Annotated in this window: 16 protein-coding genes; 15 read left to right on the top strand and 1 reads right to left on the bottom strand. The window is 41.9% G+C overall.

Features of this window, described 5'->3' with window-relative positions; all coding sequences use genetic code 11:
- The first annotated feature begins 6 nt into the window (after window positions 1–6).
- The 5 genes from NDI48_10560 to NDI48_10580 all read left to right on the top strand — a co-directional run bounded on the left by NDI48_10560 (window position 7) and on the right by NDI48_10580 (window position 6,196).
- Window positions 7–1,419 (top strand): O-antigen polysaccharide polymerase Wzy, encoded by a 1,413-nt coding sequence (locus tag NDI48_10560; GenBank protein ID MEP0831648.1) that lies wholly within the window; start codon window positions 7–9, stop codon window positions 1,417–1,419.
- Entirely contained in the window at window positions 1,379–2,635 is a 1,257-nt protein-coding gene (locus tag NDI48_10565) for a glycosyltransferase family 4 protein (protein ID MEP0831649.1), read from the top strand. The genes NDI48_10560 and NDI48_10565 overlap by 41 nt, the downstream gene beginning before the upstream one ends.
- Window positions 2,636–2,944: 309 nt before the next feature.
- Entirely contained in the window at window positions 2,945–3,850 is a 906-nt protein-coding gene (locus tag NDI48_10570; protein MEP0831650.1) for a glycosyltransferase, read from the top strand.
- A 26-nt stretch (window positions 3,851–3,876) separates the two neighbouring features.
- Window positions 3,877–4,860, top strand: coding sequence for an SGNH/GDSL hydrolase family protein (locus NDI48_10575; protein ID MEP0831651.1), 984 nt, complete (start codon window positions 3,877–3,879; stop codon window positions 4,858–4,860).
- A gap of 148 nt (window positions 4,861–5,008) precedes the next feature.
- The gene (locus NDI48_10580; GenBank protein MEP0831652.1) at window positions 5,009–6,196 is read left to right on the top strand and encodes a glycosyltransferase; all 1,188 of its coding nucleotides are present in this window, start codon (window positions 5,009–5,011) and stop codon (window positions 6,194–6,196) included.
- A 25-nt stretch (window positions 6,197–6,221) separates the two neighbouring features.
- Here the strand turns inward: NDI48_10580 and NDI48_10585 are convergent, their stop codons facing one another.
- Window positions 6,222–8,552 carry a polysaccharide biosynthesis tyrosine autokinase gene (locus tag NDI48_10585; GenBank protein MEP0831653.1) on the bottom strand — a complete coding sequence of 777 codons (2,331 nt, stop codon included), beginning with the start codon at window positions 8,550–8,552 and terminating at the stop codon, window positions 6,222–6,224.
- Window positions 8,553–9,013: 461 nt separating this feature from the next.
- On the opposite strand from NDI48_10585, the gene NDI48_10590 reads away from it, so the two are divergent.
- The 10 genes from NDI48_10590 (at window position 9,014) to NDI48_10635 (ending at window position 19,282) form a co-directional block, all read left to right on the top strand.
- Complete coding sequence (locus NDI48_10590) at window positions 9,014–10,336, top strand: glycosyltransferase family 4 protein (GenBank protein MEP0831654.1); 1,323 nt, start codon at window positions 9,014–9,016, stop codon at window positions 10,334–10,336.
- 138 nt (window positions 10,337–10,474) lie between these two features.
- Complete coding sequence (locus tag NDI48_10595; protein ID MEP0831655.1) at window positions 10,475–11,299, top strand: ABC transporter permease; 825 nt, start codon at window positions 10,475–10,477, stop codon at window positions 11,297–11,299.
- A 180-nt stretch (window positions 11,300–11,479) separates the two neighbouring features.
- Entirely contained in the window at window positions 11,480–12,781 is a 1,302-nt protein-coding gene (locus NDI48_10600; GenBank protein MEP0831656.1) for an ABC transporter ATP-binding protein, read from the top strand.
- A 53-nt stretch (window positions 12,782–12,834) separates the two neighbouring features.
- Window positions 12,835–13,605: a hypothetical protein gene (locus NDI48_10605; GenBank protein MEP0831657.1), complete on the top strand. Its 771-nt coding sequence runs from the start codon at window positions 12,835–12,837 to the stop codon at window positions 13,603–13,605.
- Window positions 13,606–13,641: 36 nt separating this feature from the next.
- Window positions 13,642–14,373: an FkbM family methyltransferase gene (locus NDI48_10610; protein MEP0831658.1), complete on the top strand. Its 732-nt coding sequence runs from the start codon at window positions 13,642–13,644 to the stop codon at window positions 14,371–14,373.
- Between the two features lie 3 nt (window positions 14,374–14,376).
- The gene (locus tag NDI48_10615; protein ID MEP0831659.1) at window positions 14,377–15,306 is read left to right on the top strand and encodes a glycosyltransferase family 2 protein; all 930 of its coding nucleotides are present in this window, start codon (window positions 14,377–14,379) and stop codon (window positions 15,304–15,306) included.
- 22 nt (window positions 15,307–15,328) lie between these two features.
- A complete protein-coding gene (locus NDI48_10620; GenBank protein MEP0831660.1) occupies window positions 15,329–16,231 on the top strand; it encodes a class I SAM-dependent methyltransferase in 903 nt (300 codons plus the stop codon).
- Window positions 16,232–16,239: 8 nt separating this feature from the next.
- On the top strand, window positions 16,240–17,091 hold the full coding sequence (locus NDI48_10625; GenBank protein ID MEP0831661.1) for a class I SAM-dependent methyltransferase: 852 nt from the start codon (window positions 16,240–16,242) through the stop codon (window positions 17,089–17,091).
- Between the two features lie 108 nt (window positions 17,092–17,199).
- Window positions 17,200–18,195, top strand: coding sequence for an FkbM family methyltransferase (locus NDI48_10630; protein ID MEP0831662.1), 996 nt, complete (start codon window positions 17,200–17,202; stop codon window positions 18,193–18,195).
- Window positions 18,179–19,282, top strand: a complete 1,104-nt coding sequence (locus tag NDI48_10635; GenBank protein MEP0831663.1) for a glycosyltransferase family 4 protein — start codon at window positions 18,179–18,181, stop codon at window positions 19,280–19,282. The genes NDI48_10630 and NDI48_10635 overlap by 17 nt, the downstream gene beginning before the upstream one ends.
- The last annotated feature ends 48 nt before the right edge of the window (window positions 19,283–19,330 follow it).

The raw sequence follows: 19,330 nt of genomic DNA on the forward strand, positions 1-19,330 counted from the left end.
CATTGAGTGAAGCTGGTAATTGCTCTATTCGCTTGTGTCGTTATCTTTTATCTTTCAGCTTTGAAGTGGCGTCGTTCCGTAAAAGCTGTCTTTATTCTTCTAGTTTTTGAGGGCGCACTGCGAAAGTGGGTACTGCCTCAGGCTAGTGAGATGATTTATTTTCTCAAAGATGTGGTATTGATCGGTGCATATTTGAATTTTTATGCCTTCTCAGTTCCTAAAGACAAGTTACCCAAAAAAGGAGGAAGACAAATTGTTAATGTTTTGATATTTATTGCTATGGGCTGGTGCATTTTCCAGGCGTTTAATCCTAGCTTAGGGTCGCCGTTAGTTGGCATTTTTGGACTCAGAGGCTATCTGGTATACATCCCCTTGATTTGGATGATTCCATATTTGTTTGAGTCAGAAGATGAACTTTTCAAATTTTTGCGATCGCACCTCCTGCTAACTATACCTTGTGGCCTCATCGGTATTGTTCAGTTCTTTAGCCCTTATGACAGTTTTATTAATGCTTATGCTGACGAAGCAGCAGTCGGAAAAGCTACATTCGGAGCAACATCAGCAGTCCGCATCACGGGCACCTTTTCCTATATTAATAACTACGCTGTCTATCTGATAGTCTGCTTTGCCTTACTGATAGCCCTGCTTTCAGTCAAACAGTCGCTAAAATGGCAAATTATCGGTGTTATAGCCCTATTTTTAGTGAGCATTAATTCCTTCATGACTGGTTCTCGTACCACAATTTTAGCTGAAGTTTTATTTTTAATAGGTTATTTCTGTGCGAAAGGATTGACTCGACCTTCCAGCGCAGTGCGTCTGCTCAAAAAGTTAATTGTGCCTACTATAATTGTTGCAATTGCTGGCTTTATCTGGTTTAGTCCGGCAATCGAAGCTTTTTGGCTGCGTACAACATCTAATAAAGATGTATCTGGACGAATTTTACTCAGTTTCACGGAGCCTATTGACTTTATCAAATATAAAGAACTGGATGGCTTTGGCACTGGCGCAACCCATCAAGCTGCCCCCACAATTCGCCTAATCTTGAATTTACCACCGGGTGAAGTTATTCCAACTTATTTTGAACCAGAAATGGGCAGAATTGCTTTAGAGTTAGGCCCCCTCGGCTTTCTTTTTTGGTATGGTTTGAGGGTAAGTATTCTAATTATGCTTCTACGTACCTTTTTGAGCTTAAAAACACGATTCTTGCGCGAATTAGCACTCGTGGCTTTCTTACTCCAGCTCATCCAAATCAATGGGTTCCTGGTATTTCACCATACCTACGCCGTTTACTATTGGTTTCTCAGCAGCTTTATCTTTTTGCTACCTCGATTGGAACAAATAGAAAACTGGCAAAGAGAACAACAATTTTGGCAGGAACATGTCCTATCCTCGTATTTCCCTAATTCATCCTACAGGTAATCCTAACTCCCGAAATTGTGCGATCGCTTTATCAGAAATTGGATTACTCAAGGAAATTATTACGACCATTGCCTATAATCCTGAAGGCTCTTTTTCACCTTACTTAACTCTACTACCCAAGAAAATTAAAGACCGTGTCACGCAGGAATTAGGACGCAGAACTTGGGTTCCCCCCCCAGGTACACTGATGCGGACGCATCCCTGGCAGGAAGTCATACGGCTTATCCTTGTGAAAACAGGTTTATATCGCCGCTTGGGTTTCAGCTATCAAGAACTCGTCGATCACATCTATCTCTCACTGGATCGTCACGTCGCCGAACATCATCTCCAAGAGTTGGATGCCGTCTATGCTTACGAAGATAGTGCGGCTACGATATTCCAGATGGCAAAACAGCAAGGTATCCTGTGCTTATACGATCTACCCATCGCCTTTTATCGCACAAGTCACGCTCTATTGGCACAAGAAGCTGAACGATTTCCCAACTTAGCTTCAGCGTTGCAAGTAACTCAAGAACCGACGTGGAAACTTGAGCGAAAAGAGGAGGAAATTCAATTAGCCGACCACATTTTTGCCCCCTCTTCCTTTGTTCAGAATTCCTTACTTGAGGCAGGCGTAAATAAAGACAAGATAAGTGTAATTACTTTCGGTGCACCAATTGATTATTTCCAACCACAACCTAAAAATGATAAATTTTTTCGAGTGTTATTTGTCGGTCGTGTAGAGCCTCGTAAAGGTGTTCACTATTTATTACAAGCTTGGCAGGAATTAAATTTTTCTCAATCTGAGCTTTTATTGGTAGGAATCAATGATTTTCCGGAAGGCTGGTTAGAGCGATACACCGAGCAAATCCGTTATATTTCATCCGTACCTCATGCCTCATTAAATCAGTACTATAGCTCAGCCAATGTTTTAGTACTCCCTTCTCTGGTTGAAGGACTTGCCTTAGTGCAATTAGAGGCATTAGCTTGTGGAATTCCGCTAATTACCACGCCAAATGCTGGCGGTTCTGATATTATTACCGATGGCATAGAAGGCTTTATTGTACCAATTCGCGATACAGAAATGTTAAAAGAAAAACTAGAGTGGTGCTATCAACATCCCTTAGAATTAGCCGAAATGGGTCGTGCTGCTCGTCGCCAAGCTGAACAGCTAACGTGGGAGCGATATCGTCAGAAATTAGCCAGTCAGATGTTGCAGATTTTAAACCACAGTTAGGCTTAGTTCATCAAGGTCTAAAACATCTATATAACAGAACTTATGCAAAAGACTAAAACTGTCATGTCTTTTCACCTGTGGGTTCCTAATCTATTTGAGTTTAAGGGAGGAATTCAAGTCTATTTACAGGATGTTATAAAAGGGTTAATCAATGAATTCCCTAGTTTAAAATTGTCCATCTTTGACAAACTTGACAGATGCTCTTCTCAAGATAAATGGCCTTCCCCACATCTCTCATTTATCTTTAGTGGAAACCTGCCCCGATTTTTACAAACACCCTATTTTTCGCTCACCCTCATTTCCGGAGTCTTGAAAAAAAAACCAAACTTAATATTATGTGGTCATATTAATTTTTCACCTGTCGCATTCTGGATTCATAAACTGACAAGAATTCCTTATTGGATTATTGTCTATGGTACAGATGCTTGGGAGGTTCGAGATCCAGGAAAAATTAAAGCCCTCCATTCAGCAGGCAAGGTCATCTCGATCGGTACCTATACCCGCGATCGCTTAATTGATGAACAAAATCTTTCCCTTGATAAAATCAGCCTCTTACCCGTTACCTTTGATGCCAAACGTTTTAAAATTAGTCCCAAACCAGATTATTTACTCCAACGTTATGGCTTAGAACCTAAACAACCCATTCTCTTAACGGTTGGTCGTTTATCGAGTTCCGATCGCTACAAAGGCTATGACCAAATCCTCCACGCTTTACCAGAAATTCGCTCATCTATTCCCAACATCCACTACATTTTAGTGGGTGAAGGAGATGACCGCCCCCGGATTGAACAGGTCATTAATCAGCTAAATTTAAAAGATTGTGTCACATTGGCGGGATTTGTCCCCGATCGCGAACTGTGCGACCATTACAATCTCTGTGATGTTTTTGTGATGCCGAGTAAGGGGGAAGGATTTGGAATTGTCTATCTGGAAGCCTTAGCTTGTGGAAAACCTACCTTAGGGGGGAATCAAGATGGAGCAATTGATGCCTTATGTCAGGGGGAACTGGGAGCCTTAGTTAACCCGGATGATGTGGAGGCGATCGCAAAAACAATCCTTCAAATTTTGCAAGGCACTTATCCAAACTCTCTAATTTATGAACCCGAATTATTACGACAAAAAGTTATTGAAAAATTTTCATTTGAGTGCTTTCAGAAAACCTTAGGTGATTTAATTAAAAACTCTAAAATTCTTGAATCTTATTCCAATCCATGAGCTAAGAAACTTTTCATCCTTCTACCATGAAATTTCCTGCCAAATACTGGATACCGGGGTGTACAGTTGCCGCCTTACTTGTCATTGAGTTGATCTTACGGCTGGCGTTGGGATTAGGTAGCCCGGTGTTATTTCAAGCGGATGCGGATATAGGCTACCGCTATCGACCCAATCAAACCGTATTCCGCTTTGGCAAAACCATTAAGTACAACGAGTACTCTCAACGCTCTCAACCCGTTACTACCCCTAAGCCTCAAGGCACTTTGAGGATTTTGCTCACAGGTGACTCCATTATCAACGGTGGCACCCTCACCGATCAAACGCAAACCATTTCAGCACTTTTTGAGGCGCGATTAGCTGCCAAAAAACAACCAGTAGAAGTAATCAATGCTTCAGCAGGGTCTTGGGCAATTGGTAACCAGTTAGCCTATCTCCGCAAGTTTGGCACATTTGAGAGTGAGGCGGTGATCTCACAAATTGGTACTGACGACCTAGTGCAACCCACCAGTACTAGCGCTCGCGTCGGACACGATCCATCCTACCCAGATCGACCCCCACTTTTGGCAATTCAGGAGGCTCTGACTCGCTACGCATGGCCTAGATTAGCCAATCTTTTGCGCTTAGGTTCTCCCCCAGCTAACGTTTCGCGGCCTTCCGTCCAAGAACTGGATCAGCAATTTCAGCAGAATCTACAAAACTTGAACGCGCTTGTCACTTGGGTTCGTACTCAACAACGTCCTATTTTTGTCCTGTTTACGCCTAATCTGAACAATCTGCTTCCAAGTTTCAATGTGCCAACGTACAAGCCAGAATTTCTTGAGTTGCTCAATTCTTTACAAGTCAGCGTCATCGACGCTCACCAAGCTTGGTCAACTCTGCCGAAAAAGACAGTAGAAACCTTTTATCAACCCGATGGAATACACCTAACGGTTTCCGGTCATCAAGCGATCGCAGATTTGCTCTTTGAGCGACTGTGTACGGCTCAAAATTTACCGGCCTGTTTGCCTTAACAAGAACTAGGAGCGTTAGTCCTTTTCTAAGGAGCTGAGCCAAATTACTTCATCTATCCAAAAGAATAATTACGACACAAAGTTATTGATTTTTTCTCTAGGGAACGCTTTAATCAAAGCTTATATGACTTAATAAAGAATGCTAAAAATGAAATTACTCCACGTCATTCCTTCCCTAGCAAAGGTAAAAGGAGGCCCCACTCAAATCCTGCTGGAGATCGTCAGAGCTTTACGGGAGAAAGGGTGTGATACGGAAATTGTAACAACCAATGATAACGGGTCTGAGGTGTTAGATGTGCCGTTATATCAACGAGTTCAATATGAGCATGTTCCCGTATGGTTTTTGCCCCGAATTTTCCTTCCGATGAAGGAATTTATTTTCTCTACGGCTTTAACGGGCTGGTTAGGGGAACATTTGACAGAATATGACTTAGTTCATACTCACTACCTCTTTTCCTACGCTCCCACTTGTGCTGCTGCACTGGCGAGATTCCACAAAATTCCTTACATCGCAACGCCTTATGGCATGTTGACTCCTTGGGCACTCAATCATAGACGCCTTAAAAAGCAAGTCTATTCCCCCATCGAACGCCATAACCTCAACCAAGCTGTAGCCATCCACTGTGCAACGCCAGAAGAATCACGGGATGTTCGCAATTTTGGAGTACAGGCTCCTACCTTTGTGGTTCCTTACGGGGTCAATCTGCCGACTTACCAATTTCAGTCTAAGCAAAGCATCCGCGAGAGGTATAACATTAAACCGGGAACCCCGATAGTTCTGTTTCTGTCTCGCCTCCACCCCAAGAAACGCCCTGATTTGTTGTTACAAGCACTCTCGAAACTCACCAGCCTCAACTACGATTTTCATCTAATTTTGGCGGGTTCAGGAGAATCGGACTATCTTGCCTACCTCACTCATTTAGTCTCATCTCTGGGTTTAGCTAGGCGGACAACGATACCGGGTTTTGTTACGGGTGCCGATAAAGATTTGTTGCTACAAGGTTCGGATATTTTTGTTTTACCTTCGTTTTCGGAAAACTTTGGTATTGCTGTAGCTGAAGCCATGGCGGCAGGAGTGCCCGTGATTGTGACTCCCGATGTTCAAATTGCTCCAGATATTGCCGAAGCCAATGCGGGATTAGTGGTTAAAGGAGAGTTGGATACCTTGGTGAGGGCAATACAAGAGTTACTCATCTCGCCAAACCGTCGTACTGAACTGGGTGAAAATGGCAAACGATTGGTGAGTCGTCGTTATTCTTGGAGTGCGATCGCTCTTAACCTTACCTCTGTTTATGAGGCGATCGGGCAAGGAAAGCGCTTCCCGGTTGCACGGTAGTTTAACTGTGTGCCGCCGCCAAAACTCAACGCCGACTCAGCTTTTGCCTCTGGGGATCTTGGGTGTAATATCGCAGATATTGGTCATAGGTACTCGTCGTGTAGTTTTTAACACCATTGGCAATCAATCCCAGGACACGAGCGCGAGAGGTTCTCAATCCATACAACACTTCGGTCAACACCGCACGATCCGTTTTTCCCAGTCCCACCACCAAGGCAATCCCATCGGTATGAGCCGCGAGAATTCTCGCATCCGCTAAACCCAGCAGAGGGGGTGTATCAAAAAGGACTAAGTCAAATTGCTCTTGGAAGCGCTCAACTAAATGCCGCATCTTTTTAGAAGCCAGAAGTCGAGTCGGATCGGGAGGAATTTGACCGGCTGTCAGCACAAACAAATTATCATCTGTGGGTGTTAGGGAATCGGCTCCAAAGGAGCATCGCTGGATCACATCATCCACATGGATTTCGCTGGAAATCACATTGCTGAGTCCCCAGACATTAGGCAAATCCGTCGTTTCATGGATGCGAGGACGCCGCAAATCCGCATCCACCAGCAACACCCGTAATCCCATCGCTGCTGCGGCTTGAGCCAGGAATGTGGTAACAGTGGATTTGCCATCTGCGGGTGTTGAGGAACTAATCACCAACGAACGAATCGGTTGATCCGGACTGATAAATTGCAGGTTGGTGTGGAGAGTGCGAAACGACTCTAAAAAGGGAGAAGAATTATACCCATAAGATGAACCTCCAAATCTAATCGTTTGACGCTCGGCATCTGGCATCACATTGACAGAGGGCGCTGTAGCACGTTTCTTCAGATCTTTGGTAAATGGAATCGTGCCCAAGATGGGTAAACCGGTGCTATCTTTGAGTTCATCCGGTGAGTGGAAAACCTTGTCTAGCTTTTCCGCTAAAAATCCGGCACCGGCTCCAGCTAGTAACCCGGCAATGCCAGCGAGAACCAAACCACGCGGGACGTTAGGTGAGATGGGGGCTTGGGGCTTTTGTGGCTCGGATATCTTCTGCCAAGCCGGAGTCTTTTGAGAGTCCTCAATTTGCAGCTTCTCCTGAACGGCGAGAAAGCGGCTCAAGCTTTCTGTTGCAACACTGAGCTGCCGCTGTAAATCGGTGTAGAAACGAGCGACAACGGGTAGATCGGTGAGTTGCTGACTGAGCCGACGTTCAGCGTTAGCAATTTCTTGGCGGCGAACTTGAAGAACCTGCAATTGGTTCTTGGTATCAACCAGCTTTTTCGTCAAATCCTGGCGAATTGAACTGGGGGAAGCCAGGGATTCAGGATTGTCGGGGACGCCAGAAGCTCCATTGCCCACAACCGTTAACGCTTCCTGCTCTACCAAGGGTTCTAATCTGCGTTCTTCGTCGCGCAGCCTCTGCATGATCGGGTTGTCGTCTTGTAGCCGCGCTGACTCTTTGGCAATCTTACTCTTAACTTCAGCAAGCTGGTTAAGTAACTGTTGGTAGCGAGGGGCTTCCGAGAGTGCTGACGAAACGATCGCTTGCTCTGGTGTTACCCCTAACTCCGATAACTGAGTTTCTAGCTCGACGTAGAGCTTTTGTGCTTCACCTAGCTGGCTTTCGGTCTCTTGTCGTTGTCTGGTAATATCGCCGACACGATTGGTCAACAGTTGACCTTGAGTTTCTGGATCGACAATTTTGTAATTCTGCCGCAATTTCTGGATATCCTGCTGAAGCTCATTCACTCGTTTTTTGAGCTGCTCTGTCTGTCCATTGACAAACTTCAGACCTTGACTGAGGCTGGTTCGCTGTTCTGTCTCCGAGTACTTGATGTAGCCTTGGGCGACTTGCTCTAAGATGAACTGAATTTTTTCCGGGTCTGAATCCTGATAGCGAACTTCTAAAATTTTAGTCTCTGCCAGTCGGGAAATCCCCAACTGACCCCGCAGCATGTCGTAGTTAATGTCCGGATATCGCTTTTGAATTTGCTTGACAATCGGAGACATCACCTGAGGACTCCACAAGACCTGAATCTGGGTCTCGTAGTCTGGACTCTCCATGGGGATATTGGTGTTTTTGCTGAGGGCTTGAGTTAGTTCATCAACCTTATCTGCACCCGAAACTGAACCGACCAGCAGTTGAAATTTGCCCTCATATCTGGGAACCTGTTTCATGACCTTGGCAGCCACCCCAGAGCCAACGGCGATCGCCACACCGGCAATAATAATTAATCGCCGACGGGCGATCGCCAAAACCTTACCCAGATCGAGTTTGTCTTGGTCAAGCTCAGACAACTCCGCTGTGTAGAGTGGAGACAAGTGAGATAGCTGCTTACCGTTGTCATTGGGCAGCAACGGTTGATACTCTCCATCTAGACCCATAATTCAAAAACGCTACAGTTGGCGTGAGAAAAGTAACCTTTATTCTCCTCAAATTCAGAAAAACTGAGCTGAGGATAGACCGAGCGATCAAGTCTTACCAATTACTGATACAGCTCTTAACCCGTCCGTCAGGATAAACAACTTGGTCTTGGTAAATAAAACTTTTAATCGCTTTTATAAAGAGTAAGCAAACCAGGCAACATAGGAGGTAAGCTTTACGTCCAATTGACGAATGACAAGTTAGACTCGATTCATTTGTAATTACTTTTAAACCAATCTATTCCGGAAAACAGATCAAAACTGAGTAGAGATAGTTTGGATAAAACCAGCCCCAAGACCTTGAGAAGCGTTATTCTCAGAATTTAACCTGCAATTCCCACTGCTTGTTGAAGCTTGATCGCAAATCAACAGAAAAAGGGAAAGATAGTTCATAAGCCCACCCGACTCAGTAGCGAGGCGAAATGAGTAAAGGAAATACTTTGGTACGAAACAACAGACGGATCAAACTGTCAATCATTACGCAGTTTTTTCCGCCTGATTACGCTGCAACGGGGCAGCTAATCGAAGAACTAGCACTTCAGTTGGGGCGTCAGGGTCTACCCGTTGACATATTTACAGGACAGCCGGGTTATGCATATAACAAAGAGTCCGCTCCAGCGATCGAACACTTAGAGCAGGTGAAAATTAAGCGATCGCGGATGACTCGAATTTGGTCAAAGCGCATTCGTGGTAAAGCCCTGAATGGGCTCCTTTTTTGCCTGCGTTCGGGAGTTCATTTACTCCGAACCCGTAGTCGTGGCGATGTATTACTCCTGACCACCGCTCCTCCCTTCTTACCCCTTCTAGGGTACCTAGTTCACAAGACTTTTGGTTTACCCTATGTTTGCCTGCTTTACGATCTATATCCGGATGTTGCCGTCGAACTCAAAGTTGTTTCTCACGAACATTGGGCCGTCCGACTTTGGGATACCGTCAACCGTCACGTTTGGCGACGGGCACAAAAAGTCATCGTTCTTAGCTCTACGATGAAAGACCGGGTTGTCGCCAAATGCCCAGAAATTAAGGATAAAATTAGCGTAATTCATAATTGGGCTGACCCCAATCAAATCGTCCCAATCGCCAAACATCAAAATTGGTTTGCCAAAGCCTTCAATCTGGTGGATACCTTTACGGTTCTCTATTCGGGCAATATGGGTCGCTGCCATGATATGGAAACCATCCTGGCCGCCGCTAAACTTTTAAAAGATCAGCCGATTCAGTTTGTCTTCATCGGCAATGGGGCGAAGCGTGAAGGATTCCGGGCAGAAGCGAGTCAGCTAGGCTTGCACAATTGCCAGTTCTTGCCCTACCAAGATAAACAAAACCTGCCCTATTCTCTGACCGCCTGTGACTTGTCCTTGGTCAGCGTCAGTCCTGGGATGGAAGGGTTGGTTGCCCCCAGTAAGCTTTATGCCGCCTTGGCAGCAGGGCGTCCCTTAGCCATTATTTGCGAACCACATTCCTATCTGCGAGCTATGCTTCAGGAGTCTGGCTGTGGAGAGGCGTTCAGTAACGGCGATGCTGAAGGTTTAGCCGCTTTTATTCGTCGCTTAGCCGCCGATAGCCCACTGACCAAGCAGATGGGTCAGGCAGGGCGTCGCTATCTACAGTCCAACTTTACCCCTGATTTGATTGCCCAACAGTACTCGCAGGTGTTGTGTGAAGCGGCTGGGGAGGCAATGGAATCATTTTCCTCTCGCCCCATAGAACCGATTACGGGTCAATCGGTTCCTCTTCACAAATAAACTTGAAAGGGCTGAAGTATAAAAGCTGAAAATGAAACCCTATGGCGTGACAGACTCTGGGATGAGTTCACATACTAGGGAGTCCTGCTTCATCATTCAGACTGGATACTTCTTGAATTAAGTGTAGGGGCTTTTACCATGCATACGAAGGAACTGATTATCGAGGCGGGTCGCGCCGAAAGCCAGTATTGGAAGGACCTGTGGCGCTATCGGGAATTGTTTTACTTCTTGGCTTGGCGGGACATCTTGGTGCGTTACAAGCAGACGGTGATTGGTATGGCATGGGCGCTGATTCGACCCTTTCTCACGATGGTTGTGTTCACCATTGTGTTTGGTACATTGGCAAAATTACCCTCTGAGGGTGTGCCATACCCTATTCTGGTGTTTGCAGCAATGCTACCCTGGCAGTTTTTCGCCAATGCCCTGAGTGAATGCAGTAATAGCTTGATTGGCAATGCAAACTTAATTGCTAAAGTCTACTTTCCCCGTCTGATTGTGCCTGCCAGTAGTGTGATTGTCAGCTTTGTGGATTTTCTGATTTCTGGGATGATCATGCTGGCGTTGATGGCGTGGTATAATTTCATACCCAGTTGGCGAATTTTGACGCTACCGTTGTTTATTCTTATTGCGTTTGCAGCCTCGATGGGTGGAGGGCTGTGGTTGGCAGCACTGAATGTCAAATATCGAGATTTTCGCTATATTGTAACGTTTATTGTGCAATTTGGCTTATACATCTCGCCGGTTGGTTTTAGTAGTAGTATTGTGCCCCAACAATGGCGCTTCATTTATTCGCTCAATCCCATGGTGGGGGTGATTGATGGCTTCCGTTGGGCGATTATAGGGGAAACAACCCAGATTTATTGGTCGGGATTTATGCTGTCTGTGGGATTCGTTATTGTGCTGTTGGCGACGGGTATTTGGTATTTTCGTAAGGTAGAACGCACATTCGCCGATGTCATTTAAAATGGGGCATACTCTCGCCTCATCGGTTGTGATGTGCGCTTGACTTGCATCGCTACACTAATTCCTCCGAAGATCAGGATGACGAATCCCTCGTTTCACTTGTAAACTCATTTGGTGTACTCTTGGAGTATGCAGCAATTCCACACCTAAAGGCTGTGGGCTTTCTTGGAGATTGCTGTAATGTCTGATACGGTGATTCGGGTTGAAAGCCTGAGTAAGAAGTACATCATTGGTCACCAGAGACAAGAGGGTTACATCTCACTTCGAGATGTAATATCTAATGGTGCCAAGTCATTGGGGCATAAGTTGTGGAAGCCCTCAAAAGAAAAGATTGTTGACCCAACCGTTGAAGAGTTTTGGGCACTCAAGGATGTGTCGTTTGAAATTCAGCAAGGCGAGCGCGTTGGGATTATTGGTCGTAACGGCGCAGGAAAATCCACGCTCTTAAAAATTTTAAGCCGAATTACGGAGCCGACGACTGGGCGTATTTCGATTAAAGGGCGAGTTGCCAGTCTTTTAGAAGTGGGAACAGGCTTTCATCCAGAGTTGACGGGGAGAGAGAATATCTATCTTAACGGTGCCATTCTGGGGATGAGTAAGGTAGAAATCAAAAAGAAATTTGATGAGATTGTCGCTTTTGCGGAAGTTGAAAAGTTTCTTGATACGCCTGTTAAGCGTTATTCTTCTGGCATGTATGTGCGTTTAGCCTTTGCAGTAGCCGCTCATTTAGAACCTGAGATTTTAATTGTGGATGAGGTGCTAGCGGTAGGGGATGCAGCGTTTCAGAAAAAGTGCTTGGGGAAGATGGAAGATGTGGGGAAAGAAGGGCGAACCGTTTTATTTGTGAGTCATAATATGGCAGCTGTCGAAAAATTGTGTCAACACGGTATTGTCCTACATCAAGGAAAGCTACAGTATATCGGTAGCCAAACCGAATGCTTAACCCAGTACCTAACGAATTTATCCACAAGTGTGAGTTCTCTAAAAGAACGAACTGATCGGCAAGGTTCAGGTGAAGTTAGGGTTGTCGCGATTGAAATCAGAGACAAAGAGGGAAATCTTCTCGATGCTGTAACTTGTGGACAAGAATTAAATATATACTTTTATTTTGAGAATTATTCACCTATTAAACTCACAAATATTCTGATTGGTCTTATCGTGAAAACTCAGTTAGATGTAGCTGTTTTTCTTCAACATAATCGTTTATCTCAGGAAGATTTTGGGATTCTCCCTGAAAAGGGAGCTTTTGTATGCCAAATTAGACGCTTGCCTTTACCCCCATCCACCTACAAAATCACCTATAGTGTGATGCCCAATCAGGGTTTTGATGGACTTTATTTAGATTTCATGGAAGATGCCGCCAATTTTACCGTCCTTGATGGAGATTTTTATGGGTGTGGTGAGGTGCCACAAATCACTCATGGGGTTTGCCTGGTTGAAGCCAGTTGGGGAGTTAAGCCAAATTTGCAAGCGCTTTTATAAAATATTTTTCAATATAGTTAGTTAAGCAAGCTTAATCAAAGTAGATCAGCAAAATGCTATATTCGCCACCTCAAATTATTAAAAAGCTTGTTCCGACTTCTCTGAAATCTAAAGTATGGAAAGAAGTTTATAATGCTCGTAAATTTCAAAAAATATGGAATCACATAAAAACTATTGGAATTGATAGATTCCTCTGGACAATAGAAACTGTTGAGATAGAATATGGTCACTTGCTATCTGTTCAGGAAAACAAGCCCTTGAGTAAAGCAGGAGATCCAATTCCTTGGTATACTTATCCAGCTTTTGAATATTTAAATCAACTAGATTATCAAGATAAGGATATTTTTGAGTATGGGGCTGGAAATAGTTCTTTGTTTTGGGCTAAAAAAGCTAGAAGTGTAATTAGCATCGAAAGCGATAAGGAATGGTATGTATCCCTAAAAAGCGAAATGAATTCAAATCAAGAACTACTTCTAATTGAAGAGGAGAAGGATTATGTTAATTCAATTTTTAAAGAGCATAGAAAGTATGATGTAATTGTAATTGATGGTGTTCACAGACTATCCTGTGCTGAGGTAGCTGTTCAATGCCTTGCCCCAGGTGGGTTAATCATACTGGATAACTCGGATTGGTTTCCTAAGACAACAACCTGTTTAAGAGAGGCAGGTTTAATTCAAGTTGACTTTACGGGATTAGGCCCAATTAATTATTACACCTGGACAACTTCTATATTCTTAGATCGAAGTTTTTCTCTAAAATCTCGCTCTGAACTACAGCCAGAATATGGGATTGGTAGTTTAGTTCAAGTGGCAAACCCAGAGTAAACTCTTGAATTCATTTTATAGGAAATAAGTCTATCCATGCCAACCATTAGGGGTGCGTTAAGAAGATTAAAAGTAGCCTTTCAAGTAACTTGTTTTCCTGAGCAATTTTATCTTTATCCCAAAGAGCTATATCTTTATCATAATCTCTCCTACTCCCAGGAAGGTGAGGATATGATGTTGGCAAGATTTTTTTCCGAACAAACCCAAGGTTTTTATGTGGATGTAGGCGCACATCATCCCCAGCGATTTTCTAATACCTATTACTTTTATTTAAAAGGGTGGCGAGGTATTAATCTTGATGCTATGCCAGGAAGTATGGAAAATTTTCATAAACTTAGACCTGAGGATATTAATTTAGAATTTCCTATTTCTGATAACAATCAAACGTTGACTTATTACAAATTTAATGAACCTGCTTTAAATGGTTTTTGTGAAAAAACGGCTCATGAGCGGGATGGGCTGAGGCATTATAAGATTATTGCTCAGGAAAAATTGCAGACTTATAGATTAGCAGAAATATTAGATAAATATTTACCTGGAAATCAAGAAATTGATTTTTTGAATATTGATGTTGAAGGTTTAGATTACCAAGTTTTAAAATCAAATGATTGGCGAAAATATAGACCTAAACTAGTTTTAGTCGAAGATCTGAACTTATCCTCTTTAAAAGAAATCGATGAATCAAAGTTAGCTATATTTATGGATAAGCAAGATTATCAGCTATATGCAAAGTCTGTTTGTACTCTAATTTTCAAAGCAAAAAGTTGACTTATGCTCAATACACCTGTTGCTTTTCTCATCTTCAATCGCCCTGATTTAACAAGTATTGTCTTTGATGCGATCGCTCAAGCTAAACCGAAGAAGTTGCTGGTAGTTGCGGATGGCCCTCGCTTCCCTGAAGAAGCAGAGAAGTGCCGACAAGCCAGGGCAGTTATTGAGCGAGTTGATTGGGATTGTGAAGTTTTAACTAATTTTTCAGAAATAAATTTGGGATGTAAACATCGCGTTTCTAGCGGATTAGATTGGGTTTTCTCACAGGTTGAAGAAGCAATTATTTTAGAAGATGATTGTTTGCCAGCACCGTCTTTTTTCTATTTTTGTCAGACTCTGATCGAGCATTACCGACATGATGAACGGATTATGCATATTAGCGGGAATAATTTTCAATTTGGTCAGAGTCGAACTGAATATAGTTACTACTTCTCAAAATATCCCCATATTTGGGGCTGGGCTTCTTGGCGTAGAGCCTGGAAACACTATGATGTTCATATAAAAACTTGGTCACCATATAAAACTTTAGAAATACTTTCTTCTTGGTGCGAAGATTCCTATGAACAAAAGTACTGGATAGACATCTTTGAACGAGTATTTAAGGATGCTGTAGATACGTGGGATTATCAGTGGGTTTATGCCTGCTGGTGTCAAAATGGTCTAGCAATATTGCCTGATTCAAATCTTGTATCTAATATCGGTTTTGGGATCGATGGAACACATACTTCTAATAGTGAAAATCCCTTGTCAACATTGCCACTCACTAATATTTGGGAAATAAAACATTCGCCATTGGTCGTTAGGGACACAGAGGCTGATAATTATACATTCAACTCTGTCCTCTGTCCTAGAAATATGAAAAACCCTAATTTAGTAAGTGTGAATATAAAAAAAATATACACCGAGTTAACTAATATGGTTAAGTTTTAAAAGTCTCATCCAAAAATATTCTATGAATACTCAATCTTTAATAATGCGAATCTATGACAAATGGCGTACTTGGCTTTATATCCGAGAGCAAAAGCGTCAAATAGATTTATATATAAACAATAACCGCAAACCTTGGACAGAAGGATATTCTCTATTTAAAGAGAAATTTATTAGTCAATCACTTAATGACAATCATCTTATAGATGATTTTAAGAATTGTTTGCCATTACCTCAAGGCTATGGTGAATTTTTGGATGATAGAGTTGTTGAATATCCTTGGTTTATTTCACGTATTACTCAAGAACCGGGTAAATTGCTTGATGCGGGTTCAGCCCTTAATTTTAGCTATATCCTCCAACACCAAAATCTCTTAAAAAAGGACATTACAATTGTAACCTTAGAACCTGAAGCGGATTGTTACTGGCACAAACGAATCTCTTATGCATTTTGCGACCTCCGCGACCTCCCATTTAAGGAAAATTTCTTTGATGATGTTGTTTCAATATCAACTATTGAACATTTGGGAATGGATAACTCAATTTATTCATCCAATCCAGACTTTGTCGAAAAAAATAAATTTGATTTTTTGAAAGCTATAACAGAACTGAAGAGAGTAACCAAACCGGGAGGAAAAGTTTATATTACTGTACCTTATGGTAAATACACAGATTTTGGCTGGTATCAACAGTTTGATGCTAAGATGATTAACCTGTTGATCGATAATTTTGCTCCCGATAAGTTTATTGAAACTTATTACTGCTATGAATCAGGTGGTTGGACACTTAGCAATAAGCAATATTGCCAAAAATTTGAAGGTTTCAATATCCATGATACAAAATATTTTAATCCAGAAAGCACGAAAGATTATGACCCTGACTATGCTGCTGCTAGTAGGGCTGTTGCTGCTTTAGAGCTGTGGAAGTGAGACTTTATATGAATAGCCAATTTCCTTATACCTTAGAACAAGCCGTAAGTTGGTTACGGCAGCAGCCCGATCAACAAGAACTTGTATATCATTGTTATTACGATGATCCCTTAGAATCAGCGGCTGAGCGGTTTAGTAATAGCGAGGAATGGAACGCGATAAAGCATCTATTGCGAAAACATCTTCCTGGCAAAGTATTAGACATTGGGGCAGGAAGAGGAATTGTTAGTTATGCCTTTGCTAAAGCTGGATGCTCCGTCACTGCCCTAGAACCTGACCCTAGTTCGTTAGTTGGGGCTAAAGCTATTCAGGATTTAGTTGATAAGACCAATTTGCCTATTGAAATTGTTCAAGAATACGGCGAAACATTACCCTTTCAAAATAATTATTTTGATGTTGTGTACGCACGAGCGGTACTCCATCACGCCCAAGATCTAAAACAGTTTTGTAAAGAGGCCGCACGAGTCTTGAGGTGCGGTGGTGTTTTTCTAGCGGCTCGCGAACACGTCATTTCTAGAAAAGAAGACCTGCAAATCTTTTTAGATTCTCACGCTTTACACTCTCTCTACGGAGAAGAAAACGCGTATCTATTGCAAGAGTATACAGACGCCATTAGCTCAGCAGGATTAAAGATTCAAAAAGTGATGGGTCATTATGAGAGTGTACTTAATTATGCACCCATGACCCAACAAGAGTTTCAATCGATGACTACATCCATGCTTACTCATTTTCGCATTGGTACCAAACTATCTAGTTTGCTGGCTTCCCAAGAATTCGTACAAGACTTTTATGGCTGGCATCTCTCGAAAAAGTTGGATACTCCTGGTCGTCATTTTTCCTTCTTGGCATTCAAAAATTAATTATTGCGCTTTATAGCATGATAGAATATCGCTGTATAGGCAATTTTTTTAATGTTTATGATCTTGTTTTATCAGTGTATTTTTTGAATGTAATATTTATATTTAAAAATGCAAAACAGCATTAATTATTGGCTTCACTTTGTTTACTATCAGGTGCTTAATGCCTCTTATGAGACTCAATTAAATAGGCTCAAGGCGAACATCTTTACTAGACTATTTTATAAAATCATCAAGTTGAGCGATCCTTTGATTAGCTATAAAATAGCTGGCTTTGATTTACTCTTTCCTTTTTCTCACCAATTACCCTTTATCCTAAAAACTTATCCTCTATACTCTTCAAATCTTGCAAGACTTGCCAAGTATGTAAAAGAAAAATATAAACATCTAAAGTTTATTGATGTTGGAGCTAATATTGGTGACTCTATTGCTCTTTTGAGAAAAGAAGCTGAATTTCCTATTTTGTGTATTGAAGGAGATGAGCAGTTTTTATCTGTATTAGAAAAAAATGCTACTTTTTTTTCAGAAGTTCATATAGTTCAAGCCTACCTAGGAGAATCCAGTAATAGTATTAGAGGAACCGCTATAAAACAGGGTGGTACAGCCCATCTCAGTGAGAATATGGTAGGAGAAAACATTATAGAAGTCAAAAAACTATCAGATGTTTTAAAAGATTATCCATCGTTTTGCCAGTCTAAAATGATTAAAGTGGACACTGACGGTTTTGATTGCAAAATCCTCAGAGGTGCTGCTGATTTTCTTAAAAGCGCAAAACCTATCATCTTTTTTGAATATGACCCATTTTTTTTAGCCGAGCAAGGAGATAATGGAACTTCTATTTTCGATGATTTGAGTAACTATGGTTATAAAAATTTATTAATTTATGACAATTTTGGAGATTTAATGCTATCTGCCAATATTAATAACTATAGACTTTTGGAAGAGCTTCACTTATATTTCTCAGGTCGATTGGGGCACCGTTACTGTGATATTTGTGTTTTTCATACTGAAGATAGTGATTTATTTGAAATAGCAAGAGAGCGTGAAATTCAGTTCTTTGAAAATATTAGGGGAATAAAAAGCGGGGATAATGCGTATTCTCTATGATGGTAAAATTTATAAGATTTATAATGAACACACACCGGGAGGTGTGATTCGGTATTTTACTAATTTGATTAGTAGGATACCCCTAAATTTTATTCCTAATTTAACTATAGTTCAGCATCAAAATATTATTTATCCAGTTCATTCAAATCTAAAAATTTGGGAGTATAAATTATTTCGACCAGTAAGGCTATATCACCAATTAGAGAAGCATTATTTCCAAACGATCGCAACGTTCAATTCCTTCGATCTTGCTCATCCAACCTACTATTCGTTACTTTCAAAGCAAGAACTCAACCAATATCGTTATCCTATTGTGTTGACAGTCTATGATATGGTTCATGAAATATTTCGTGACAAAATCGATCCCAAGGGTGAACATGTTGAACTAAAACGTAAAGCCATTTCGTCAGCGGATAGACTAATCTGTATTTCTGAAAATACAAAGAAAGATTTAATGCACTGGTATTCCGTACCGGAAGATAAAATAACGGTTACTTATCTTGCAGCCGGAATAGATTCAAGTCTGTCTTGGGGAGATGACTCCGTTCCCTCTCGTCCATACTATCTTTATGTAGGTAGCCGTGACGCTAGCTATAAAAACTTTGATACCTTATTATTAGCTTTTGCTAACGTAGCATCTATTAATCCCGATGTTATGCTTTGTGTTGTTGGTTACCCGTTTTCGGAAACAGAGATCAAACGAATTGCTGAACTCAAATTAAGTGATCGCATTGAACTCTACACCTATGCTAACGACGCCCATCTAGCCAAACTTTATCGTTGCAGTATTGCTTTTGTCTATCCTTCCCTCTATGAAGGTTTTGGCATTCCTACTCTAGAAGCGATGTCCTGCGGAACCCCGGTTGTTGCATCCAACTGCTCCAGTATTCCTGAAGTCGTAGGAGATGCTGGTTTAATGTTTAACCCCAAGTCAGTTAGCGCTCTAACTGATATTATGATGTTTTTGCTCGATAATCCCACAGAACGCGAACGCTTAATTACCAAGGGACACCAAAGAGCAAAAACTTTTAGTTGGGATAAAACTGTAGCTAAAACTGTGGAGGTTTATCATTCAGTCAGCAACTGAATAAGCTTTGATAAAGTAATAGAATTCATTGAATTTTTTATTAAGAAT

The organism is Microcoleus sp. AS-A8 (assembly GCA_039962225.1).
Classification (GTDB): domain Bacteria; phylum Cyanobacteriota; class Cyanobacteriia; order Cyanobacteriales; family Coleofasciculaceae; genus Allocoleopsis.